Raw genomic sequence first — 25,895 nt, forward strand, 5'->3', positions numbered from 1 at the left:
CCATAATTAAAAAATATCATGGCAGATTTAATGAAATTCGTTCAAGACGAATTTGTAACAAGAAAAGAATTCCCAGTTTTTGCAGCTGGAGATACTATCACTGTTTACTACGAAATTAGAGAGGGTGAAAAAACTAGAACACAGTTTTTCAAAGGAGTTGTTATCCAAAGAAGAGGTTCTGCTAATACAGAAACTTTCACAATTCGTAAAATGTCAGGTGCTATTGGAGTAGAGCGTATCTTCCCGGTAAACTTGCCAGCTTTGCAAAAAATTGAAATCAACAAAAAAGGTGCAGTTCGTAGAGCTAGAATTTTCTACTTCAGAGAACTTACTGGTAAAAAAGCTAAGATTAAAGACAAAAGAAGATAGTCAAATATCTCTTTACTATAAAAGTCCCAACACTGTTGGGACTTTTTTTTGTTTACTATTTTCCTTATAAATTAATAATTTAGGATTATTGAACCTTTAAAACTAACAATATAAGAATAACAAGTTAGTAATCTTAAAATTCATGTTTTTCTATGCAAAATCCACCCTCTATTACATCTGATTTTCTTATATTTGTCCGCCTTATTTTAAGTGAAATACCTTAGATAAGCTACATTTAACGTGATTCGATTATAAAAATAAAAAAATGACACAGAAATCAAAAATTTTTTACACACTTACTGATGAAGCGCCTTTATTGGCAACGTATTCATTTTTACCTATTGTACAAGCATTTACATCAACTTCTGACATTGAAATTGAAACTAGAGACATTTCATTAGCCGGAAGAATTTTAGCAAATTTCCCGGAGTTCTTATCCGAAGATCAAAAAACAGGAGATGCTTTATTAGAACTTGGACAATTAGCAACTACTCCAGAAGCTAATATCATAAAATTACCAAATGTTTCGGCGTCTGTTCCTCAATTAAAATCTGCTATTGCTGAATTACAATCTCATGGCTATAATTTACCAAACTTCCCTGAAGAACCGCAAAACGAAGCAGAAACAGCCATCAAAGCTAAATACTCTAAAATATTAGGTTCAGCAGTGAATCCTGTTTTACGGGAAGGAAATTCTGATCGTAGAGCACCAAAAGCAGTAAAAAATTACGCTAAAGCAAACCCACATTCTATGGGAGCTTGGTCTGCTGACTCAAAAACACACGTAGCTTCTATGGAAAGTGGTGATTTTTACGGAAGTGAAAAATCAGTTACTGTTGCTGACGCTACCGATGTAAAAATCGAATTCGTTGCTAAAGATGGTTCAACTACCGTTCTAAAAGCAAGCACTCCACTAAAAGTGGGTGAAATAATTGACAGTTCAGTAATGAACTTAAACGCCTTAAAAACGTTTGTTGCCAAAACAATTGCTGAAGCAAAAAAATTAAACGTACTACTTTCAGTTCACCTGAAAGCGACCATGATGAAAGTTTCAGATCCAATTATTTTTGGAGCGATTGTAGAAGTATATTTTGCGGCTGTTTTCGAAAAATACGCTTCTCTATTTGATGAATTGAACATTGATACCAGAAATGGTTTGGGTGATGTATATGCAAAAATCGCAGCACATCCAATGCAAGCTGAAGTAGAAGCTTCATTAAACCAAGCAATTGAAAATGGTCCAGCATTAGCCATGGTGAATTCTGAAAAAGGAATTACAAATCTTCATGTTCCTTCGGATGTGATTGTAGATGCTTCTATGCCTGCTATGATTCGTACTTCAGGACAGATGTACAATAAAGAAGGCAAACTGCAAGATACTGTAGCCATGATACCGGACAGATGTTATGCAGGTGTTTATACAGCAACTATTGATTTTTGTAAAAAACATGGTGCTTTTGACCCAACTACAATGGGAAGTGTTCCTAATGTAGGTTTGATGGCTCAAAAAGCAGAAGAATATGGTTCTCATGATAAAACATTCCAAATAACTACTGACGGCGTAGTGCGTGTGGTAGATACAAACGGAAATGTTTTGATGGAACAAGCTGTAGAAGCCAAAGATATTTTCAGAATGTGTCAGGCAAAAGATGCCCCGATTCAAGACTGGGTTAAATTAGCTGTAAACAGAGCACGTTTATCTAATACCCCTGCTATTTTCTGGTTGGATAATAATAGAGCACACGATAGAGAACTTATTGAAAAAGTTACTAAATATTTAAAAGATCACGATACAACTGGTTTAGATATTCAAATCCTGAATCCTATTGAAGCTACAAACTTCACATTGGAAAGAATCATCAAAGGCTTGGATACTATTTCTGTAACAGGAAACGTATTACGTGATTACTTAACCGACTTATTCCCAATTTTAGAAGTAGGAACATCAGCAAAAATGCTATCTATTGTTCCTTTAATGAACGGCGGTGGTTTGTTTGAAACTGGTGCAGGTGGATCAGCTCCTAAACACGTAGAGCAATTTACGGCTGAAGGATACTTACGTTGGGATTCTCTTGGTGAGTTCTTGGCTTTGGGTGCTTCATTGGAGCATTTAGGACAAACTTTAAACAACTCTAAAGCAATTGTTTTAGCGGAAACTCTTGATGTTGCAACAGAGAAATTCTTAGCAACTGATAAATCTCCTGCACGTAAACTAGGAGGAATTGACAACCGAGGTTCTCATTTTTACTTAGCAATGTATTGGGCAGAAGCTTTGGCAGCACAAGACAAAGAGCCTGCTTTAAAAGCTATCTTTGCTCCTATTGCAGCAGAATTTGCAGCAAACGAAGCGAAAATCAACGCCGAATTAATTGCAGCTCAAGGAAAACCTCAAGACATTGGTGGTCATTACCAACCAAATCCTGAAGTAACAAGCAAAGCAATGCGTCCAAGCGAAACTTTCAATACTATATTGGCAAAAATCGCTTAATCACGTTATAAACTATATTTAAAAGACAACCAGAAACGGTTGTCTTTTTTTTATATTAGCAATACCTTAACAGTTGTTATATGACAATTGCTATTCAATTTAGTGTACTTTGCGTTTTTTCATTTCGATAAAATTTAAACAATGACTCCAAAGAAAATTATTACCTTTTTAGTTGTATTACTGTCAGCGCTCTCCTCTTTCGGCCAAGAGAAATTTACGCTAAGCGGAACTATTATTGACGCCAACAGCAATGAAACATTAATAGGTGTCAACGTCGTAATTCCAGAATTAAAAACTGGCGTAACTACCAATGAATATGGATTTTACTCCATTACACTACCAAAAGGAAATTATACCGTTCAAATAAGTTATTTGGGTTATCTGACCATTTCCGAATCGATATTTCTAAACCAAAATATAAAGAACAATTTTAATTTATTCAGTAATGAAACTGCTTTGCAAGAAGTGATTATTACTGATAATAAAACAAAAATTGATATCAAAAAACCAGAAATGAGCGTAAATAAACTCTCTATTTCGGCTATCAAAAAAATGCCCGTTGTGCTGGGCGAAGTAGATGTTTTAAAATCTATTTTGTTACTTCCCGGAGTTACGAATGCTGGCGAAGGCGCCTCAGGTTTCAATGTTCGTGGTGGCGGTGCGGATCAGAATTTAATTTTATTGGACGAAGCTACAATTTTTAATTCATCGCATGTTTTTGGATTTTTCTCTGTTTTTAATCCAGATGCTATCAAAGATTTAAAATTATACAAAGGCGGAATTCCGGCTCGCTACGGCGGAAGAGCGTCTTCTGTTTTGGATATTTATCAAAAAGACGGTAACAGCAAAGGTTTTCATATCAATGGAGGAATCGGATTGATTTCTAGCCGCATTTTGGCCGAAGGACCATTGGTAAAAGATAAAGGTTCGTTCCTTATAGGTGGTAGAAGTTCATACGCACATTTATTTCTGAAGCTTTCCGAAGAACAAAAAAACAACTCTGCTTATTTCTATGATTTGAATACGAAATTGAGTTATAAATTAGATTCTAATAACAGTCTTTATTTATCGGGTTATTTTGGCCGTGATGTATTCAGCCTCAATAAAAGCTTTACCAATATTTATGGAAATGCGACAGTAAACCTGCGTTGGAATCACTTGTTTTCTGAAAAATTATTTTCGAATTTATCACTTATTTACAGCGATTATTATTACGGTTTAGATTTGGATTTTGTAGGTTTCAAATGGGATTCCGGTATTAGAAACTACAATATCAAATACGACTTCAAGAATTATATTTCGGATAAATTCAAATTGAATTACGGGGTAAACGGAATTTATTACGAGTTCAATCCGGGAACCATCAGACCATCTGATGAGAACTCTGGAATAAATTTTGCTCAATTGGATAAAAAATATGCTTTTGAACCGGCACTATACATCAATGCAGATCACGAAATCTCCGATAAAATAGCACTTTCATACGGACTTCGTTACAGTATGTTTTATCGTTTGGGACAATCTACCGTGAATATTTATGCCGACAATAATCCTGTAACGTTCAATTCCGCTTTACAGATTTATGAAAAAGCAACTCCAATTGGCACGAAGTTTTATGACAGAAATAAAGTCATGCAAAGCTATAATTACTTGGAACCGCGTTTTTCATTGGCGTATCAAATCAACAACGATCAATCTGTAAAAGCGAGTTATAACAGAATGGTGCAGTATTTACAACTCATTTCGAATACCTCATCGCCTACCCCACTTGATGTCTGGACGCCAAGTGATAGTTTTATCAAACCACAAATTGCCGATCAGGTGGCTTTGGGTTACTTTAAAAACTTCAGTGACGATATGTATTCCCTTGAAGTAGAAACGTATTATAAAGAGGTGCAAAACCGATTGGATTATATTGACGGCGCTGATTTGATTGCCAATAAAGCAATTGAACAAATAATTCTGAACGGTCAATTAAGATCGTACGGTTTAGAAATCATGTTCCGAAAAAACGAAGGAAAGTTTAATGGCTGGATATCCTATACATTATCAAAATCTGAGCAACAAACTCCGGGAAGAACTTCAGTAGAAACTGGAATCAACAATGGTCAATGGTATAATTCAGTATACGACAAATTGCATAATGTTGCTGTAACCACATCGTATAATTTGAATGAGAAATGGTCTTTCGGAGCTAATTTTGCCCTGCAAACCGGACAGCCAGTAACGTATCCTGTTGGGCAATATGACTACTTAGGAATCAATGTTCCCAGTTACGGATTGAGAAATGAAAATCGTCTTCCGTCTTACCATCACTTAGATATTGCCGCTACTTTGACTCCAACAAAAAACAAAAATAGAGAATGGAAAGGGGAATGGGTTTTTAGTATTTACAATTTATACAATCGGAAAAATGCCGCTTCTATCAATTTTAGACAAAATACAGATACCGGAAGCAATGAAGCTGTAAAAACTTCAATTTTTGGGGTTGTTCCGGCAGTGAGTTATAACTTTAAGTTTTAAAGGCAAAATCGATTAAGAGCACAAAATAAAAACATGAAATCATGAAAAAAATAACATTATATCTGGTACTTCTCATCGCTATTTTTTCGGCAAGTTGTGAAGATGTTGTCGAAATAGATTTAGACAATGCGCCTCCAAAACTAGTTATTGAAGCAGCAATCAATTGGAAAAAAGGAACTTCGGGAAATCAACAAAAAATAAAATTAACCACTACAACCGGTTTTTACAGCACTGAAATTCCTAAAGTTTCCGGAGCAACAGTTTCTATAAAAAATAGCGCTAATGTGGTTTTTACTTTTTCGGAAATTGCGAATACCGGCGAATATACTTGCGCTACTTTTATTCCTGTAATCAATGAAACCTATACACTGACAGTTATTAGTAAAGGCAATACTTACACCGCAACCGAAACATTGAAACCCGTTACGCAAATCACAAAAATTATTCAAAACAATCAAGGTGGTTTCACTGGAACCGACATTGAAATTAAGACGTTCTACCAAGATCCGGCCGGCGAAAGCAATTATTACCTTTACAAATATGTGTATTCAAACCAAGTAAAATCAAACTTTTATGTGGACCAAGATGAGTTTTTTAACGGTAACGAATTCTTCAGCATTTCACAAAATGACGAATTAAAAAAAGACGATAAAATTGAGGTAACCCATTACGGAATTTCAAAAGCATATTACAATTACATGAGTGTGTTAGTGAGTATCGCGGGAAATAATGGCGGAGGACCCTTCCAATCTCCACCAGCAACCGTAAGAGGAAACATCATCAATACCACGGATTCGGCAAATTATCCTTTGGGCTATTTCTCCCTGAGTGAAGTCGATGTTCGAAATTACACGATTGAATAATTTGGAGCCAATCCAGCTGTTCATTACAACCAAAAACAGGTTCTAAACAGTTTTCCAGCCCGTAAAAGGAGCTTCCTTTGGTCGCTCTTCTACAGCCGGAAATCTAAAGTTTACAACCTGTTTTGGTTTTCATTGCCATCTGGGCTAGTACGTGAGAGATTTAACGAGAACTTTTATTTACTTTTACATCATAATTTATAATTTATACTTCATTATGTCTTCACACCATATCGTTCGCGACGACCAAGAACCCGCTTTAATCATTGCCAATGGCGCTTCCTGTAATCCGGAACTAATGGGTCAATTACTCGAATGGTCGCCGCTTGTGGTAGTATTAGATTCAGCTATGGTTCGAGTCATGGAATTAGACATCAAAGTCGATGTACTTTTAGGAGATTTCGACAGAGGATTTGATCCTGAAATTTACAAAACATCACAATATCCCATAGAAATCATTCATACGCCGGATCAGAATAAAACCGATTTAGAAAAGGCTTTTGACTATTTAATAGCAAGAAAAATTCCTGCAGTAAACGTCGTTTGGGCAACGGGAAGAAGAGCCGATCATACGATTACCAATATTACTAACATTACCAGATACAGAAATCTGTTAAAAATTGTGATTCTGGACGATCACTCGAAAGTTTTTCTATTGCCTAAGAAATTCGAAAAATGGTATACGGCGAACACTCCTATTTCGTTAATTCCCATCGGTCACGTGACTGGAATTCATTCTGATAACTTATTTTATCCGTTGAAAGATGACAGTTTAACCATTGGTTACAGAACCGGAAGCAGCAATCACGTCATCAAAGACGGAATCGTAACAATTGAACATGAAGAAGGTGATTTATTGATGATGGAATGTTTGGATTAGGAATTTATTGAATATTCAATAAAGCGTTTCTCACAATCTCATAATGACTCCAAGGAATAAAATGATTCGCTTTTTCGATCGTTATTGTATCCAGTGACTTAGCATTGACAAACTTTTTTTGCATAAAGGCAATATTATTGTACGGTACCAAAGCATCTTTTGTTCCATGGATAATGGTAACATAGCAAGTAATCTTTTTCAGCTCTGGCTCTAAGTCCACCAAATCTTGTTTGAGCCACCACAACTCATCATTAGAAGGCCTTAATGCTCCGGGAATTAAATAACGCAAAGGAGAAGCCATGATAACAGTTCTCCATTTCTCTGGGTTTTCAGCTTTCGGGTCTAATGATCCTGCCAGTATCACCAATCGTTTGTACCAAGACGGATTATCTACAGCTAACTGAGCTACAACTGGCCCGCCAACGGAATGTCCTACTAAAACTAGCGGCTTTTTGTTATCTATTTTTTTGATAAACTCAGCTATTCTTTGAGATTGTACCTTTAAATTTTGAGCATCCCCAAAATCACTGAATCCAAAACCCGGTCGGTCAATAGCAACCATTCGGTATTTTTTAAGCAACAAAGTATCCTGAAGATATTCTTTGAAGGCATTCCAACTACCAGGCGAGCCATGCACAAAAAACAAAGTCGGGTTTTGCACATTTCCCGTTGCTACATAATGTATTTTATAGCCTTCAAAAGCAATTGTTTTATCCTGAAATTCTGTTTTAGATGCACCAAAAAATTTTGTTGTTTCTTTATTTGAAAAACGCATCGTCATACAAGATTGACAAATTACGATATACAAAAACATCAAACTGTAAACTATGTATCTCTTTTTGAAATGAAATGAAGCGGGCATAAAGGTCATTCTGATAGTATTTTTTATAAAAGTAACCGTTTTTATGTTTCGAAAAAAACGCAACGTTCTAATTTTATGATTTATTTTCCATCTGTTTATTGCTTAAAGTCTTCTTAACGCTTTTACAAAATAGTTATGACTATATTTGCATCGAAATAAAGAAAATGAAAGCGAAAACGATTACCGAAAAGACTAATTTACATCCCAGAAATCTGGATAGATTTGGATATAATTTTGAGGAACTAATTCAAAAATCTCCTGAATTAAAGCCTTTTGTTTCTACCAATAAGCACAATCCAGATGCTTCGGAAGAAACTATTGATTTTAGTAATCCCGATGCGGTAAAGGCGCTTAACAAAGCTTTGTTATTATCCCATTATGACATACAAAACTGGGATATTCCAAAAAATTATCTTTGTCCGCCGATTCCCGGTAGAGCAGATTACATTCATTATATCGCTGATTTATTGGCTTCAAGCAATAACGGAATCATTCCTGAAGGAGAAACCGTTCAAGGTTTAGATATTGGTGTAGGTGCGAATTGTATTTATCCAATCATTGGAAATTCAGCGTACGGATGGAGTTTTGTAGGAACCGATATTGATTTAAAAGCAATTGAAAATTGTAGTGCCATCATTGAAGATAATCCAAAATTGATTGATGCTATCAGTTTACAACAACAAACGGAATCGCGTTTTATTTTTAAAAACATCATCACTCCCGAAGACAAGTTTACCTTCACCATTTGCAATCCTCCTTTTCATGCCTCACAAGATGAAGCTACGAAAAGTACGGTTCGAAAAATCAATAATTTAGAATCTCGAAGCGCCACGAGCAAAGTGACTAAACCTGTTTTAAATTTTGGTGGCCATAACGCGGAACTATGGTGTGAAGGTGGCGAATTAGGTTTTGTAACTCAAATGATTTACGAAAGCGCTAAATATCCCATGCAGTGTTTATGGTTCACCACTTTGGTTTCTAAAAGAGAAAATCTTGCCAGTCTTTATAAAACTTTAAACAAAGTAAGTGCGGTCGAAATTAAAACAATTGATATGGCTCAAGGCCAAAAAACAAGCCGAATTGTTGCTTGGACTTTTTTGAGTGAAGCACAGCAAAAGGCCTGGAAATTCGAATAAAAACTCCTATTTTGTTTAAGTATTGAATCCCACCAATCATTCTTGATAGTCGGGAAAAACAATCTGTACCTCTATTTTTTCCTATTATGCATTTAAAATGAAGTCCTTAAAAACTTCTATTATTAAATCAGTAATTAAACTTCTAAAAATTTATTTTACCGAAAAAAAAATGCATCTATTCATAAATTGTTGCATTTCTCTATGTTTTTAAGCCATTAGGAATAATTTTTAACATATAATTGCTTATGTTTGTTAATAAAACATTAAATTATTAAGGCGTCAATTCAATTTTAAATTTGCTTCAGATTAGATTAAAAACAGGAATTTAATCCTACAATCATTCTCTTTGCTTCTGGAAATATATGAGTTTAAGTAATTTTATACCATAAAGCTAAGCTTTCAAAAAAATTAATTAGGACATAAAAAAATTCCGTTTAGAAGTTTAGCAAGATTAGTATTAATAAGATAAAAGAACGGGAGGTTTTTGAGTATTTAAAAAGTTGATCTAATTAGCAAAAAAAGGCATTAATAACATTAGCAACAGACCTTCAAAAATATTGCAAATGAGAATAGCGGAAAGAATGAATCCCGAATTAATGAAGTTAAAATTAAGTAAAATGTTAAAAAAAATTTGACTGTTTATTAAATTAAACATCCCTGATAATGAAAAAAGTTTTCTAAACATCAATTTATCGCAGATGAATGTTGATTTTTTTTTTGCTAACTCGTACAGCTCTTGTCAAAAATATTTTAATAAAAATCTCAATTGAATTGTGTTTCAACCAATTTGCACGGAAAAGAATTAAACTATCCTAACTAAATTATGAAAAGTCAAACATTATGTATCGATACTCTTGATGACATTGTTCTTTGGAGGAATCTAAAAGAGGGTGACGAAAAGGCTTTTTCATTACTTTTTGAAAAATACTACGGACATTTGGTACGGTATGGAAATTCGTTGTCTCCTTTTCCTGAAAAAGTACAAGATTGTGTGCAAGATGTATTTACGGATGTTTGGGTTTACAGACAGTCGCTAAATGATTCGGTTGTAGTAAAAGCCTATCTACTATCAAGTGTTCGCAAGCGAATCGCTCGTTTGCAAGAGCGGGACCATATTTTTCGCAAAACTACTTCAATAGACTCGATTGAATTTCTCTTTGATTTCTCTGTTGAGCATCAACTAATTTCTGATGAAGTAACGAAAGAGAAAGTTTCACATCTCAATGAGCTATTAAATAATTTACCTGCTCGGCAAAAAGAAGCTTTGTATCTTCGCTATCATCAGGGCCTTAATGTCGAACAAATTGCCGATATGCTCCAAGTCAATTATCAATCAGCAAACAATTTGTTATATCGTGCTGTATTGAATCTTCGTAAAGAATGGAAGGGAGACCTTTCGCTTATTTTCTTACTATCATCAAGTCTTTTTTAGTTTTTTTAAACAAACTCAAAAAAAAATCATAATTTAGTGAGTATATATTAACAAAACCGTCCTCTATGTATCTGTAACACTTTTTTGATGCTAGAACGAAACAATTATACAGAAATAGAGGATTTTTTAGCCAATGAATCATTCCAAAGATGGATTCGATTCAAAAACGACCAACAAGGTTGGGAAGAATGGACCTTAGAAAATCCTAAACGCGCAAAATTAGTTGAGGAAGCTAGGTTATGGATATTAGCTATGAAAGTAAATGAAACATTGCTATCGCCTATCGTTATTAAAACTGCATTACAAAGCACTTGGGCAAAAATTGATAAAAAAGAAAAGCAAGAAGATCCTACAATTCGTATAGTAAAACTTTTGAAAAAGTATAGCGTAAATATAGCTGCTGCTGTTTTACTTTTTGCTCTTTTATCAACTTGGTTCTACAACAGTCTTTATGTCCCTGAAAGTAACATCATCACCTACAACGAACTCATTAATGAAAATCGGGAAGGTCTTGTGGAGCAAACCAACAACTCAAATAAGGCGCAAATCATAACTTTATCTGACGGTAGTTCCGTTTTATTAAAACCTGACAGCAAGTTGAGTTATCCAAAAATATTTACTGGAAATGAACGAAAAGTATACCTATCAGGTGAAGGATTTTTTGAAATAAGTAAAAACCCAAAAAAACCATTTTTAGTTTATGCAAATGAAATCGTTACTAAGGTCGTGGGTACAAGTTTTAGAATAAAAGCGTATAATGATCAACCAAATGTTGAAGTTATTGTTCGTACAGGTAAGGTAAAAGTTAAGTCGAGTCAATTAATTAAAGATTCTAAAGAAAAAGAAATTGTTTTACTTCCCAATCAGGCCCTTAGATTTATACGTAAAAAAATGATTTTCAATAAAATAACAGACATTACACTAGACAAAAATTTGATACAAAACGAGGGTAATATTGAACAATTAAGTTTTGAATTCACAGATATTCCAATTAGCCAAATATTCAAAACTATCGAGCAAGCTTATTTAATCAAAATTGATTTTCCGGTAGAAAAATTAAAAAATTGCCATCTTACAACATCCTTAAATGACCAACCGTTGCCTGAAAAGCTTAAAATTATTTGCAAAAGCCTTGGAAACAATACGAGTTATGAAATGAATGGTAACCAAATTAGTTTTATATCCGATGGATGTAATTAAAAACAACTTGCCGATGAATAAAAATTTACAATAAAAAAAGCGCCGAAAATGCTGTAACATTTTCGACGCCCAAAATAGAATCAATCCGCTCTCTGTAAAGAGCAATTGTAGTGTTAAACCAATACCCTTAAACGAATATTAATAAAAACCGTCCAAAACTATGAAAAAAACCGTCCTTAAACAACGACTACTAATTCGAATTATGAAAATAACCTTATTTCAATTTGTCTTAGCCCTTGTCTTTTCAAGTATAACATTTGCGAATAATATCAGAGGTCAAAAAAAACTGGACACAAAGGTAACTATTACCGTGACCGATTTGAACTTAGATACTGCGCTGACTAAACTTGAGAAATTGGCACATGTGAAGTTTTCGTATAATTCGAGAATGTCACAATTGAATGAAAAAGTGAGTGTTTATGCTAACAACGAAGCATTATCAAGTGTATTGACACGCATTTTGAAACCATTAAAAATGAATTATACCGAAGTAAGTAATCAAATTATTTTACAAAAGGAAGGTATTGCTAAAACCGGAATGAATGGTGAATTTTTCTCTACATTAAATCAAAATACAACTGCTGAGATTATCAAAGGTCGCGTAGTGGATGAAAAAGGAGAATCATTACCAGGTGTAACAATTATTGTAAAAGGATCAACAAAAGGAACAACAACAGAAATCGATGGAACTTATAGCATCAGTGCTGAGATTGGTGACGTTTTACAATTTTCTTATGTGGGATTAGAAACGAAATCGGTTACTGTAACCGGAACAACATTAAATGTTACTTTAACGGGAAGTGGTGAAACACTTCAAGATGTTGTCGTAATTGGTTCCCGCAATCCAACCAGAACTGTAACAGAATCTGCAGTGCCTATTGATGTGATTTCTATGAAAGAAATTGCTTCTCAGGGAGCACAAGTTAACTTAAATCAGATTTTAAACATGGTTGCCCCATCGTTTACCTCAAATACGCAAACAGTTGCTGATGGAACAGATCACATTGACCCGGCGCAGTTAAGAGGTTTAGGACCGGATCAAGTATTGGTTTTAATAAATGGAAAAAGAAGACATACTTCTTCATTGGTAAATATTAATGGATCTCCGGGTAGAGGATCAGTAGGAACGGATTTAAATGCTATTCCAGCTTTTGCAATCGAAAAAATCGAAGTCTTGAGAGACGGAGCTTCCGCGCAATATGGTTCAGATGCTATTGCTGGTGTAATCAATATTAATGTTAAGAAGAACACGAACAAATTAGACGTTAACATTTTTGGTGGAGGAAATCTTTCAAAAGGCGCTAACGACCATGATGGCGGTTTTGATGGTGGAAATTACCAATTGGATTTAAATTACGGAACAAGCCTTGGTAAAGAAAAAAGTTTTATTAACGCAACCGCTAGCTTGCAACTTAGAGATGCAACTAGCAGAGCAAAAGAAGTTACAGGAACTTTATTTAACGCCTACAATGCAGTAGAGCAAAGAGCAGCTGAGGCAGGGACTAATATCAATGGACTTTTTGGAAATATTACAAATACACCAAATACAGCTCAAATCCTTACTACAATAAAACAGTATGCTCCAGGTGTATCTTATTTCACAGGTGCGCAGCAAACTGCAATACTTGGCGCCACTACTATTTCTCAAATGCAAACAGCATTAAATTTTGATGCTACAGCAGGCGAATTGGCATATAGAAGTCTTGAAAGAAAAAATTTCAATATGAGAGTGGGACAATCATCTTTAAAAAGTGCCCAATTCTTCTTGAATGCTGCTTACCCAATCAATGAAAAATTAGAAGCCTATGCCTTCGGGGGAACAAGTTTTAGAGATGGAGAAGCTGCAGGATTTTACAGAAGACCAAATCAATCCAGATCATATACCGGATTATATCCAAACGGTTTTTTACCGGAAATACATTCTACAATTAACGATGTCTCTGTGGCAGCTGGTTTAAGAGGTCTTATCTTCGAAAACTGGAATTTTGACTTGAGTAACACATTTGGGAAAAATGCTTTTGATTATGGCGTTGAAAATACTGTGAATGCTTCCTTAAGAGAAAATTCTCCTACTGAATTTGACGCAGGTGGATTAGCTTTCGCCCAAAACACAACAAATTTTGACATGAACAGAAAATTTGACGTACTAGCGGGATTAAACGTTGCTTTTGGAGCAGAGTACCGTCATGAGAACTTCTCTATTAATGCAGGTCAACCGGAATCATACAATTTATATGATATTAATGGAGGTGTAGTTACTGGAACTACTCCAGCAAACATAAAAGTTACTGATTTTTACAATGGTGTTTTTGGAGGATATGCTGGTGCAATTTATGGAACGACGAGTACTGCTTACAACGGTGCCAGACCAAATGGCTCACAAGTTTTTCCAGGTTTCAGACCCGCAAATGCAATTGACAAGGACCGTAACAGTGTCGCGGTGTATACTGATTTAGAATTAGACGTTACGGATAAATGGTTAGTTAACGGAGCGGTTCGTTTTGAGAAATATTCTGATTTTGGAAATACGACTAATTTTAAAATAGCTTCTCGTTACAAAATCACTGATAACATTAACTTGCGCGGTGCAGTTTCAACTGGATTCAGAGCTCCATCGTTACACCAAATCTATTTCAATTCAACAGCAACACAATTCGTAGGTGGCGTACCGTTTGAAGTTGGAACTTTCAGTAATGATTCTCAAGCAGCAGAATTATTAGGAATTCCAAAATTAAAACAAGAAGAATCTAAAAGTGCTAGTATTGGATTTACCGCGAAAATTCCAACGGCTAATTTAACTTTAACAGCAGATGCTTATATTGTTAAAATTGATGACAGAGTGGTGCTTACAGATCAGTTTTCAAGACCAGGCGGAACTCCCGCAGCAGGAACTCCAAATGCAATTTTGAATGGATTATTTGATACAGCTGGTGCAACTGCAGCTACATTCTTTGCAAACGCAATTAACACCGAATCAAAAGGTATTGATGTGGTCATTAGTCATAAAACAAGTTTTGGAAATAATGTGTCTTTAAAAACAGATTTATCAGGAACTTTTTCTAATACTTACCGAGTAGGAGAAATTAACGCTTCACCAGTGTTAGAAGCTGCAGGTCAGATAAACAGATATTATTCTGAAGCTAGTAGAGTATATTTACAGGAAGCTATTCCCAGAGTAAAAGCTAATTTAACAAACTCTGTAACGTACAAAAAATTTGATTTCTTCTTGAGAAATGTTTATTTTGGTAAAGTGACAGATCCAAATACTGCCGATGTTAATGGAGACGGAAGAGTTGAAGGTATTATTGTAAATGGACAGGCAGTGGAAATTGAGCATCCAATTTGGGGAGCAAAAATCATAACTGATTTATCTGTAGGATTCAAAATTACAGAAGCTGCCAAAATTGTTATTGGTGCCAATAATATTTTTGATATTTATCCAGATGCAAATCTTGGTACACAAACCGCGATTCGTCCAAGATTAGTTTCAGGAGCTATTGACTACACAGCTGCTCCGGCTGTAATCGATTTGTCAAATGCAAATCAATTTGTATATTCCAGAAACGTATCCCAATTTGGTCAAAACGGTCGTTTCGTTTTTGCTCGATTAAGCTTCAGTTTCTAAGAAATATTATTTGTAAAATGAAACCATCCTTCACATCGGGATGGTTTTTTTTGGCTTAAACTTTGGAAAAAAAAGATTGCAAACGTTGTATCTTTGCAGCTCTAAATCTTTGCCCCTTAATACAAATGAATTTTCAAGTAGTATCCGATTACCAACCGAAAGGCGACCAACCACAAGCGATTGAAAAATTGACTCAAGGAATTATTGATGGTGAAAAATTCCAGACACTTTTAGGAGTTACTGGATCCGGAAAAACATTTACAGTGGCCAATGTGATTCAGGAAGTACAAAGACCAACCTTAGTTTTGGCACACAACAAAACGTTGGCAGCACAATTATACTCGGAATTCAAGCAGTTTTTTCCTAATAATGCCGTGGAATATTTCGTGTCCTATTACGATTATTACCAGCCTGAAGCTTTTATGCCAGTAACCGGAGTTTTCATCGAAAAGGATTTATCCATCAATGAAGAACTGGAAAAAATGCGAATGTCAACCACTGCCTCATTGCTTTCCGGACGAAGAGATATTTTGGTAGTAGCATCTGTTTCCTGTTTGTACGGTATTGGAAACCCCATTGAATTTCAGAAAAACTTGATTCCAATTGAGAAAGGACAAATTATTTCTCGTACCAAATTATTGCATCAATTGGTACAAAGTTTATATTCCAGAACGGAAGCCGATTTTAATCCAGGAAGTTTCAGGATAAAAGGTGATACTGTAGATGTGTACCCAAGTTATGCGGATGAAGCCTATAGAATTCATTTCTTTGGCGATGAAATAGAAGAAATTGAAAGTTTTGATACCAAGAATTCTCAGATTCTTGAAAAATTTGACAAACTGACGATTTATCCAGCCAATATGTTTGTGACTTCTCCAGATGTTTTGCAAGGTGCAATCTGGGAAATCCAACAAGATTTAGTAAAACAAGTCGATTATTTCAAGGAAATTGGAAAACATCTCGAAGCAAAACGACTGGAAGAACGAACCAATTTTGATTTGGAGATGATTCGTGAACTTGGTTACTGCTCCGGAATTGAAAATTATTCCCGATATCTGGATGGTCGTTTACCTGGAACCAGACCTTTCTGTTTGCTGGATTATTTTCCAAAAGATTACTTAATGGTGGTAGACGAAAGTCATGTAACACTTTCTCAAGTCAGTGCTATGTATGGCGGAGACCGAAGCCGAAAAGAAAATTTAGTGGAATATGGTTTTCGACTTCCCGCTGCGATGGACAACCGCCCTTTGAAGTTTGAAGAATTCGAAGCGATGCAAAATCAGGTAATTTATGTTTCGGCAACACCCGCCGATTATGAATTACAAAAGACCGAAGGCGTTGTTGTGGAACAAGTGATTCGTCCAACGGGATTATTGGATCCTATCATTGAAATCCGACCAAGTTTAAACCAAATCGATGATTTAATTGAAGAAATTCAGGTTCGCGCTGAAATTGACGAACGTGTTTTAGTGACGACTTTAACCAAAAGAATGGCGGAAGAATTGGCTAAATATTTAACCAAAGTTAATATTCGTTGTCGCTATATTCATTCCGAAGTTGACACTCTGGAACGAATTGAAATCATGCAAGATTTACGAAAAGGAATTTTTGATGTACTAATTGGTGTCAATTTACTGCGTGAAGGGCTGGATTTACCAGAAGTTTCTTTGGTAGCCATTCTAGATGCTGATAAAGAAGGTTTTTTACGAAGCCATCGTTCGCTTACGCAAACAATTGGCCGTGCAGCAAGAAACCTGAACGGAAAAGCGATTATGTATGCTGATAAAATTACGGCTAGCATGCAAAAAACCATAGACGAAACCAATTATCGCAGAACCAAACAAATCAATTATAACACCGAAAACAACCAGACTCCGCAGGCTTTAAATAAAAAAATTGAAAGTGCCTTTACTAAAAATCCTTTAGCCGATTATGAGTTAGGCTTAACTTTAGACACTGCTGCAGAACCTGAAAACCTTTATTTACCTAAAGCTGAAATTGAAAAAATGATTCGGGAAAAACGCAAATCGATGGAGAAAGCAGCAAAAGAATTGGATTTTATGCAAGCTGCCAAATTACGAGATGATATCAAACGACTGCAAGGACAACTGACCTAAATAATTTTCAAAACGAGATATTAACGTTAACACAAGATATTATTTATTTTAAATGACTTTTGAATCCATTTTTTTGTCTAAAAACTTTTAAATCCAGTAAAGTTATTTAAATTTGAATGTAATTATTTTCTGATTGTTTTCTTAAAATTCACGCATTCAAATGAAATATCGCTTACTCATTTTTATTTTATTCGGACTAATTTCATTTGCCTCAGCGCAATCCTCCAACGAGGATATATTGAGTTTTGAAATAGAAAACAATTCCGATATCATAAAACCAAATTTACTGTCCAATCATCCGCTAGGAATGTACATTTCGCGAATAAACCATAATTTCAAAGTTCGTTCTCCTGCGAAATTCTCCTTTTCATTGGACGTTTCTAGTGGAAATGTGATGTTGCCATATGTAAAATCATATGAGTTAACAAACCCAACAGATCGGGAATACGCTGCAAGTTTTCCTTGGCATGACCGAGAATTTAAATTTGACCTTAATACTGCTCCTGCACAAACCAAAGAATTCATCGCCGACGGAGTGATCCGATCTTATAAATTCACATTTTCCTTGCCTTTAACTGGGCATCATGAACTTAATTTCGGCGTTCGTGCATTTTCATTAGACAAAGGAAAATATCCCTTTTCAGTGTTTACGTCTGATGAATCTATTGAGTGGTTTCACAGTACTATTGCCGGAGGTGAAGATCCTTTCTCAAGACGCTATTATGGTTTAAACCAAGCGAAAATTTCTTATGGAGATGAAAATAATAATTTCATCACAATGAATAACGGCGACTTCCGTATACCGGGAATTGAGATCAATTATTTTTACTATCCGAAATTAGAAATGAACAAAAGCCATAAAATATACATGAATTTTGGAACTCATTTAGGAATCAATATTTCGAGATATAATCCAGTGGCTGACATCGGGATTTCTTCATCGGCAATAAAAAAAATCATTGTGAGAGACAAAAATATTTTAAGCATTGGCTTAAGTGCTGGCGCATTGAGACAACGATTTATTCAGTTTGGCGACAGAGTAAACATAAGCAATCAAACTTTTCTGTACAGTCTTGATGGGCTTATTGATTACAAAATAAAATTTAGAAACAACCATTCGATTTCGTATGGAATCAATTATGCTTTTCAAACATCCTACAACAAGAAGAAAGATTTTGACCACATTATTCTGACTGGCGAAAGAATCAAACCGCATTGGCAACAAACCTTCTCGCATTTGTATAAAAATCTAGAAGGATGGAATTTTATTTGCACGTACTCCGTTAAGCAATTTTCTTATTACGTGTCGTTAAGAGAAGATCTTAGACTGGATAATGCTCCCGATTTGCAGACTAGCTTTGGAGTAAAAATGTCTTTCAAAAGATAAATACATCAATAAAAATGAAAAATTAATGAATAAATTCCTCAAAAAATGAACATTTAATTATGTTGCTCCTGAAAAACATTAAGTAAAATTTCAGCATCAATAATTGCATTAGGCGCTTCATTCATCAGCTTAAGAATTCGTTTTGTAGCTACAGGATTAAGTCCCATTTCAAGTGCTATTTGTTGGATTGCAACAGCTTCTTTTTCATGTAAAACTCCGTCACAATACATTAATAGAGCCAATCTGTAAAATTGCTGCACCCGTTGAAATTCAGATTTAATAGGCAATAAAGGTAATTCCTGATGAAAAAAATCATTAAAAACATTCATCTCGAAACCCAGCTCATTAGCTACAATTGCCAAGAATTCATACTCCCTTTTATGTAAATGTCCGTCAACTGTAGAAAAAGCAATCATCTCTAAAACTAAACTTCTCTTTTCTTCGAATGTATTCATCAAATTATTATTTTTAGCTAAAATATTGTTTTTAAATCAAAACACAAAAACTAATAATGATTCGACTAAAGTTCCTACTCCTACTCTTCTTTTTCACCATCGTAAAAATTACGGCTCAAGGCGAAGAGACAAAGAAGAGCACGGATTCCAAACAAGTTTCTACTTTTACTATTAAAGCGCCGCAACTTCAAACCACAAAGAAAATTTGGATTTATTTGCCCGAAAATTATTTAACGTCAAAAAAGAAATTTTCCGTAATTTATATGCACGATGCTCAAAATTTATTTGATTCAAAAACTTCCTATTCAGGTGAATGGAATGTGGATGAAAAACTGGACAGCCTAAAAGCGCAAGTTATTGTGGTAGGAATCGAACATGGAAATGACAAACGAATCGATGAATTAACACCTTTTAAAAACGAAAAATACGGTGGCGGAAAAGCGAATAGCTATTTAGAATTTATCGTAAAAACATTAAAGCCACACATCGACAAAACATATCGAACAAAAACCAAAAAGAAAAATACGATTATTATGGGAAGCTCATTGGGAGGTTTGACTTCCTATTATGCGGTTTTAAAATACCCCACAATTTTTGGAAAAGCAGGTGTTTTTTCGCCTTCGTTTTGGTTTAGCAAAGACATCTACACGCTGACAGAAAAATCCAAAAAGATAAAATCTAAAATATATTTTATGTGTGGCGATGCTGAAAGTGACGATATGGTTTCGGATTTGAACAAAATGGAATATTTACTGAATTATAATCGATGTTACTGCCTTAATTTAAATAAAAAAACAATTGTAAAAGACGGAAAGCACAATGAAAAACTATGGCGCGACGGTTTTGTCGATGCAATTTTATGGCTTGGTTTCTGAAAAATCCTGCTTCATACAAACACAACAAATAGTAAAATTAAACCCCAAATGGAACTAATATTAAGAGAATACGATCTCAAATTGAGACATACTTTCACGATTTCGAGAGAATCGATTGACTCTCAGCCTTCTTTGATTGTGGAATTAAAAAGTGATGGTTATTCCGGTTTTGGCGAAGCAACTTCTAATCCGTATTACAAGACCACAGTTCCAGTGATGATGCACGATTTAGAAAATATTCGCACCATAATCGAAACCACTACAAATGAAACACCTGAGGAATTCTGGTCAAAAATTCATCCGTATTTAAAACACGATATGTTTGCGCTATGCGCTATGGATATGGCATACAATGATTTATTTGCGCGCAAAAAAGGAAAGAAATTATATGAACTATGGAATTACACTATCGACAAAAATCCATTAACAGATTACACAATTGGAATTGCATCTATCGAAAAAATGGTTGCAAAAATGAAAGAACTGCCTTGGCCGATTTATAAAATAAAATTGGGAACCAAAGAAGATATTGCCATTGTAACTGAACTTCGAAAACATACTGATGCCATTTTTAGAATTGACGCCAATTGTGGTTGGGACGTGGAAGAAACCATAAATAATGCCGTCGAGTTAAAAAAATTAGGCGTAGAATTCTTGGAACAGCCGATGAAAGCCGACAATTGGGAAGCACACAAGGAAGTTTTCAAACACTCGGTTTTGCCTATTATCGCTGACGAAAGTTGTATTATAGAGGAAGATGTAGCCAAATGTCATAACCATTTTCATGGTGTAAATGTTAAATTAGTAAAATGTGGCGGTCTTACTCCCGGAAGACGAATGATTCAGGAAGCCAAAAAATTAGGGCTGAAAACGATGGTGGGCTGCATGACCGAATCGACTGTTGGAATATCAGCCATTGCGCATTTATTGCCACAACTGGATTATGTAGATATGGACGGCGCATTGCTTTTAGCAGAAGATATTGCAACCGGAGTGACAATTGATTTTGGAAAAATAACCTATTCTGACTTAAACGGAACCGGTGTAACTTTAATTTGATTTTAAATGAAAGTCAACCAATTTCCTGATCGAACAATTGAAATCGACAATGAAGAATATCTTTATTTTGGAGGAACAGCTTATTTAGGTTTGCCAACGCATCCCGAATTTCAAAAACTGCTTATCAAAAATATTTTGCGCTGGGGAACAGCTTATGGAAGTTCCAGAAGTGCCAATATCCAACTAAGCGCATATAAAGATGGAGAACGATTTTTAGCCGATTTCATCAAAGCGGATGCTGTACTTACGGTTTCTTCCGGTATGTTGGCGGGGAAATTAGTTGTTGAAACATTAACTCCTGAAACCGATTTGTTTTTTCACTTTCCGGATACGCACGCGGCCATCAAAGTGCCAAATAGCTTACCAGTTTTTATCGGAGAAAAATTAAATCCTCGTTTGTTGGATAATAGAACTGAAAAAATTACGATTCTTACGGATTCGGTTCCATCATTTCATGTACAACCAGTCGATTTTACGATTTTAAATTCTATTCCGTCCAATAAAGAAATCACTTTGGTTATCGACGAATCACATTCACTTGGAATTTTGGGTAGAAATGGTTGCGGAATTTATTCGACAATTAATCTTCCCAACATCAAAAGGAAAATCATGGTATCTTCATTAGGAAAAGCATTTGGATTGACAGGTGGCGTAATTGCAAGCGATTCTGAGTTTATTAATAATATGTCAACTCACGACACTTTCGTCTCCAGCGCTGGAATGAATGCTGCGTTTGTGCAAACCATGGCTAATGCAACAGCGATTTATTTGCAACAGCATCTGAAATTAAAGGACAATTTAAACTACATTAATGCTCATTTAATTAAAAACAAAGCAGTCCTTTTTGATCCTGAATATCCGCTCATTTATCCGAAAATCGAAGGAATAAATGAAATTTTCACGGCGAATAAAATTATTATAACCAATTTTAAATACGCGACAGACACTAAAGATTTAAACAGAATTGTAATTACTACTAATCATAAAAAAGAAGATTTGGATACCATAATTTACCTTCTGAACCAGAACCAATTCTGAATCTAAAATTGTGCTCTAATTGCTTTTAAACCGTACCTTTGTAAAAAATTAGAATATGATGACAAACAACGATATCTTTAAAAAACTTCGCGTAGCTTTAATGTTACGTGACGATCAAATAGTTGAAATATTAGAATTAGTAGATTTCAGAATCACTAAATCAGAATTAGGTGCTTTTTTCCGTGATGATAAACATGAAAATTATATGGAATGTGGTGACCAAGTGTTGCGTAACTTCTTAAATGCATTGGTAATTCATTTACGTGGAACGAAAGAAAATCCAAAAAATCCAAATGATGTTTTAGCGAAACACAAAGCTCAAATTCCTGTAAAAGAAGGAGCTTCGGAAAGAGCAGAATTCAAAGCAAAACCAAGAGACGAAGAAAGATCAAGAGGCGATGAAAGTCCATCAAAATCGAAACCTGCTGCTAAAAAACCGTTCAAAAAACAATTCTCAAAAGGAACTCCAAAAGTTCAGGTTGTAGAGAAAGTGAAATTTAATTTCGGCAAAAATAAAAAATCATAACTGTGAAAACGGCATTGATTATTGGCAGCAGCGGTTTAATAGGTTCCGAATTATTAAATTTACTTTTAGAAAGTCCGCATTACGCTAAAGTAATCACTTTCGTTAAAAGAGATACGGGAATAAAGCACTCGAAATTAACGCAACACATCATCGATTTTGACAAGCCCGAAACCTATAAAGAATTAGTCGTAGGCGATGATTTCTTTTGCACGATTGGCACAACAATCAAAAAAGCGGGAAGTAAAAAAGCGTTTAGAAAAGTAGATTTTGAATATCCGCGGCAGTTCGCTGCTTTTGCTTTGCAGAATAAAGTTCAAAAATACTTGATTATTTCCTCTCTTAGCGCAGATGCAAATTCCGTAAATTTCTATTTGAAAACTAAAGGTGAAATTCAAGATTTCCTAAAGGATTGTAATTTTGAAAGCGTTGCTGTATTGCAACCTTCCCTTCTTTTGGGAAACCGAACTGAATTTAGATTAGGAGAAAAAGTGGGTGCGTTTTTCATGAAAACACTTTCCTTTTTATTCCTTGGAAATTTAAAAAAATACAAACCTATTGAAGGCAAAACAGTAGCTAAAGCACTTTTGAAAATTGCACAAACAAATAATAAAGGTTTCAAAATATATGAATCGGATGCGATTCAAGAAATTGGAAACTAATACGATATTAAAATCCTGGATGAGAGTTCAGGATTTTTTATTTGCTTATATTTGAATAAAGAATATAGAAATTAAAATCATTTATGAGAATAATTAACTGGAATTGTAATGGAGCATTTAGAAAAAAGTTTAAACAACTTGAGCAATTTGAAGCAGATATTATTGTCATACAAGAATGTGAAGACCCAGAAAGGTCAAACGATCAAAATTACAAAGAATGGGCTGGAAATTTTATTTGGATTGGGGATAACAAAAATAAAGGGCTAGGTATATTTTGCACAGAATCCTTGAAAATATCGAATAATAATTGGGAAACAAACGATCTAAAATATTTTATATCTGCAAATATTAATGATGATTTTAATATAATTGGTTTATGGAATCATCATGCAAATTCACCAACTTTTGGTTATATCGGACAGTTTTGGAAATATCTTCAAATCAATAAATCTTTAATGTCCAAAGCTCTAATTGTTGGTGATTTCAATAGTAATAAAATTTGGGACAAATGGGACAGATGGTGGAACCATTCTGATGTAGTAAGAGAATTAGAAGAAATTGAAATTAGAAGTTTGTATCACGAATATTTTAATGAAGAACAAGGCGAGGAGAAATCTCCAACTTTTTACTTGCAAAAAAATATTTTAAAACCATATCATATTGACTATGTATTTGCTGATAAAAAAACCTTTAATAAAATAAAAAGTATTAAAATAGGTCATGAAACAGAATGGCTACAATGGAGCGATCACATGCCAATATTAATTGAACTTTAAATATTTCATCATAAAAAGACTTTAAGAGCTACAGCTTAACATTGAACATCCTACTTTATCTCTGGCCCAATCGGGTCTTTTGGCAAACCATTTTTGAAAATTTGGTTGCTCGTCATACGGATTTTTAAGCATATCAAATAATTCGTTTAGCAAAGAATAATCTCCTTTATCAGCGTCATCAATACACAATTGCGACATGTAATTTCGCAGCACGTATTTTGGATTTACTAAATTCATTTGCCCTTTTCTTTCAGCATCCGAAAGCGTTCCTTCATTGATTCGAATGCTGTACTTCTCCAACCAATCGTGCCAATCTTTCAAGATTGTTTCCTCCAAATCCTTTTCATTATAAAAAGCCTCTTTTATGGTATTGAAAGCTTTTATTGCAGAATCAGCTTTGGTTACATTACTTAAATTTCTAAAGAAAATAGTCATATCTGTTTCTACTCGTTCCAGCAATTGAGTCAAACTTTGAATCAAAATAATATCTTGTTCTTTTTTGATTTGGAACCCTAGCTTATTTTGCATCATATTCAAATACTCTCTTTCATAATCCGTACTAAAAGCATCCAAAATAGTTTGCAGCGGTTTAGCCTCCTCAATCAAAGGATACAAAGCATTCGCCAATTGGTACAGATTCCAAAGCGCGATTTCAGGTTGATTGCCAAAACGGTATCTTTTATGTTGATTATCGGTTGTATTTGGCGTCCAGGCAGAATTATAATCTTCCAACCAACCGTAAGGTCCGTAATCAATGGTAATACCGTGAATAGACATATTATCGGTATTCATAACTCCGTGAACAAAACCAACGCGTTGCCAGTGTACAATCATGTTCAATGTGGTTTGGGTAACTTCTTGAAAATAGGCTAGATATTTTTCGACTCCTTCTTTTTGAATATGAGGGAAATGATGTTTTATAGTAAAATCCGTCAATAATTTGAGATTAACGTGGTCTTCTCGGGAAGCAAATAATTCGAAACTACCAAAACGGATAAAGGAAGGAGCCACTCTACAAACGATAGCGCCTTTTTCATAGGCAGGATTACCATTATACAAAATATCGCGCAATACTTGGTCACCAGAAAGCATTAGCGAAAGCGAACGTGTCGTAGGAACTCCCAAATAATGCATCGCTTCGGCACATAAATGCTCTCGTATAGAAGAACGTAAAACCGCAAACCCATCAGCTGTTCTGGAATAAGGTGTAGGACCTGCTCCTTTCAGTTGCAAAGTGTATGTCTTATTTTCATGAACTACTTCAGTAAGATTAATGGCACGACCGTCTCCTAACTGTCCTGCCCAATTCCCAAATTGATGTCCAGCATAAGGCATAGCATACGGTTTGGTTCCCGGGTAAACTGCGCTTCCTGAAAAAGTATTTAAAAAATCAGTTGAAAGTATATCTTCTTGAGAAAGACCAATAGCATTAGCTACTTCAATTGAAGCATGAATCAGTGATGGATTGGATGGTTTTTTTGGCAATACGTACGAATAACAAGCTTCATGAACCTGTCTTGGAACATTTATTTCATTAGAATCCGCAGGCAATTCGGCAGTAAAATTATTTTGTATCTGGAGCTTCATAATAACTAAAAAAAGTTAGAAACAAAGATAATTGTTGTAAC

The 25,895-nt window shown here is 34.8% G+C and carries 20 protein-coding genes; 17 read left to right on the plus strand and 3 right to left on the minus strand.

From position 1 onward, the window contains the following. Positions 1-18 precede the first annotated feature (18 nt). The 5 genes from rplS to AC0J6S_RS16660 all read left to right on the plus strand — a co-directional run bounded on the left by rplS (position 19) and on the right by AC0J6S_RS16660 (position 7,120). Positions 19-369 (plus strand): 50S ribosomal protein L19, encoded by a 351-nt coding sequence (gene rplS, locus AC0J6S_RS16640; protein ID WP_073354306.1) that lies wholly within the window; start codon positions 19-21, stop codon positions 367-369. 265 nt (positions 370-634) lie between these two features. Continuing rightward, positions 635-2,857 (plus strand): NADP-dependent isocitrate dehydrogenase, encoded by a 2,223-nt coding sequence (locus AC0J6S_RS16645; protein WP_474954841.1) that lies wholly within the window; start codon positions 635-637, stop codon positions 2,855-2,857. A gap of 141 nt (positions 2,858-2,998) precedes the next feature. Further along, complete coding sequence (locus AC0J6S_RS16650) at positions 2,999-5,380, plus strand: TonB-dependent receptor (protein ID WP_474954842.1); 2,382 nt, start codon at positions 2,999-3,001, stop codon at positions 5,378-5,380. 41 nt (positions 5,381-5,421) lie between these two features. Beyond that, entirely contained in the window at positions 5,422-6,243 is an 822-nt protein-coding gene (locus tag AC0J6S_RS16655; protein ID WP_474954843.1) for a DUF4249 domain-containing protein, read from the plus strand. Positions 6,244-6,457: 214 nt separating this feature from the next. Continuing rightward, positions 6,458-7,120: a thiamine diphosphokinase gene (locus AC0J6S_RS16660; protein ID WP_474954844.1), complete on the plus strand. Its 663-nt coding sequence runs from the start codon at positions 6,458-6,460 to the stop codon at positions 7,118-7,120. 4 nt (positions 7,121-7,124) lie between these two features. Here AC0J6S_RS16660 and AC0J6S_RS16665 read toward each other — a convergent pair whose 3' ends face one another. After that, complete coding sequence (locus AC0J6S_RS16665) at positions 7,125-7,991, minus strand: alpha/beta fold hydrolase (protein WP_474954845.1); 867 nt, start codon at positions 7,989-7,991, stop codon at positions 7,125-7,127. A gap of 155 nt (positions 7,992-8,146) precedes the next feature. On the opposite strand from AC0J6S_RS16665, the gene rlmF reads away from it, so the two are divergent. The 6 genes from rlmF to AC0J6S_RS16695 all read left to right on the plus strand — a co-directional run bounded on the left by rlmF (position 8,147) and on the right by AC0J6S_RS16695 (position 18,879). Then, positions 8,147-9,118, plus strand: coding sequence for a 23S rRNA (adenine(1618)-N(6))-methyltransferase RlmF (gene rlmF / locus AC0J6S_RS16670; protein ID WP_474954846.1), 972 nt, complete (start codon positions 8,147-8,149; stop codon positions 9,116-9,118). 823 nt (positions 9,119-9,941) lie between these two features. Further along, positions 9,942-10,550, plus strand: a complete 609-nt coding sequence (locus tag AC0J6S_RS16675; protein WP_474954847.1) for an RNA polymerase sigma factor — start codon at positions 9,942-9,944, stop codon at positions 10,548-10,550. An 87-nt stretch (positions 10,551-10,637) separates the two neighbouring features. Further along, positions 10,638-11,750 (plus strand): FecR family protein, encoded by a 1,113-nt coding sequence (locus AC0J6S_RS16680; RefSeq protein ID WP_474954848.1) that lies wholly within the window; start codon positions 10,638-10,640, stop codon positions 11,748-11,750. 538 nt (positions 11,751-12,288) lie between these two features. Further along, the gene (locus AC0J6S_RS16685) at positions 12,289-15,375 is read left to right on the plus strand and encodes a TonB-dependent receptor (protein ID WP_474956382.1); all 3,087 of its coding nucleotides are present in this window, start codon (positions 12,289-12,291) and stop codon (positions 15,373-15,375) included. A 125-nt stretch (positions 15,376-15,500) separates the two neighbouring features. Beyond that, positions 15,501-17,492 (plus strand): excinuclease ABC subunit UvrB, encoded by a 1,992-nt coding sequence (gene uvrB, locus AC0J6S_RS16690; RefSeq protein ID WP_474954849.1) that lies wholly within the window; start codon positions 15,501-15,503, stop codon positions 17,490-17,492. 160 nt (positions 17,493-17,652) lie between these two features. Continuing rightward, entirely contained in the window at positions 17,653-18,879 is a 1,227-nt protein-coding gene (locus AC0J6S_RS16695) for a hypothetical protein (RefSeq protein ID WP_474954850.1), read from the plus strand. Positions 18,880-18,932: 53 nt separating this feature from the next. Here the strand turns inward: AC0J6S_RS16695 and AC0J6S_RS16700 are convergent, their stop codons facing one another. Then, positions 18,933-19,334, minus strand: coding sequence for an excinuclease ABC subunit B (locus AC0J6S_RS16700; protein ID WP_474954851.1), 402 nt, complete (start codon positions 19,332-19,334; stop codon positions 18,933-18,935). A gap of 56 nt (positions 19,335-19,390) precedes the next feature. Between AC0J6S_RS16700 and AC0J6S_RS16705 the strand changes: the two genes are divergently transcribed. The 6 genes from AC0J6S_RS16705 (at position 19,391) to AC0J6S_RS16730 (ending at position 24,267) form a co-directional block, all read left to right on the plus strand. Beyond that, positions 19,391-20,209 carry an alpha/beta hydrolase gene (locus AC0J6S_RS16705; protein WP_474954852.1) on the plus strand — a complete coding sequence of 273 codons (819 nt, stop codon included), beginning with the start codon at positions 19,391-19,393 and terminating at the stop codon, positions 20,207-20,209. A gap of 48 nt (positions 20,210-20,257) precedes the next feature. After that, positions 20,258-21,268 carry a dipeptide epimerase gene (locus AC0J6S_RS16710; protein ID WP_474954853.1) on the plus strand — a complete coding sequence of 337 codons (1,011 nt, stop codon included), beginning with the start codon at positions 20,258-20,260 and terminating at the stop codon, positions 21,266-21,268. Positions 21,269-21,274: 6 nt separating this feature from the next. Continuing rightward, positions 21,275-22,306 carry an aminotransferase class I/II-fold pyridoxal phosphate-dependent enzyme gene (locus AC0J6S_RS16715; RefSeq protein WP_474954854.1) on the plus strand — a complete coding sequence of 344 codons (1,032 nt, stop codon included), beginning with the start codon at positions 21,275-21,277 and terminating at the stop codon, positions 22,304-22,306. Between the two features lie 58 nt (positions 22,307-22,364). Then, positions 22,365-22,832 carry a DUF1456 family protein gene (locus tag AC0J6S_RS16720; protein ID WP_474956383.1) on the plus strand — a complete coding sequence of 156 codons (468 nt, stop codon included), beginning with the start codon at positions 22,365-22,367 and terminating at the stop codon, positions 22,830-22,832. A 2-nt stretch (positions 22,833-22,834) separates the two neighbouring features. Further along, positions 22,835-23,491, plus strand: a complete 657-nt coding sequence (locus tag AC0J6S_RS16725; protein ID WP_474954855.1) for a Rossmann-fold NAD(P)-binding domain-containing protein — start codon at positions 22,835-22,837, stop codon at positions 23,489-23,491. Between the two features lie 83 nt (positions 23,492-23,574). After that, complete coding sequence (locus AC0J6S_RS16730) at positions 23,575-24,267, plus strand: endonuclease/exonuclease/phosphatase family protein (protein ID WP_474954856.1); 693 nt, start codon at positions 23,575-23,577, stop codon at positions 24,265-24,267. A 21-nt stretch (positions 24,268-24,288) separates the two neighbouring features. On the opposite strand, the gene AC0J6S_RS16735 is transcribed toward AC0J6S_RS16730, so the two are convergent. Further along, positions 24,289-25,857, minus strand: a complete 1,569-nt coding sequence (locus tag AC0J6S_RS16735; protein ID WP_474956384.1) for a protein adenylyltransferase SelO — start codon at positions 25,855-25,857, stop codon at positions 24,289-24,291. Between the last annotated feature and the right edge of the window lie 38 nt (positions 25,858-25,895).

It is taken from the genome of Flavobacterium sp. TS_SC_5 (assembly GCF_056156265.1).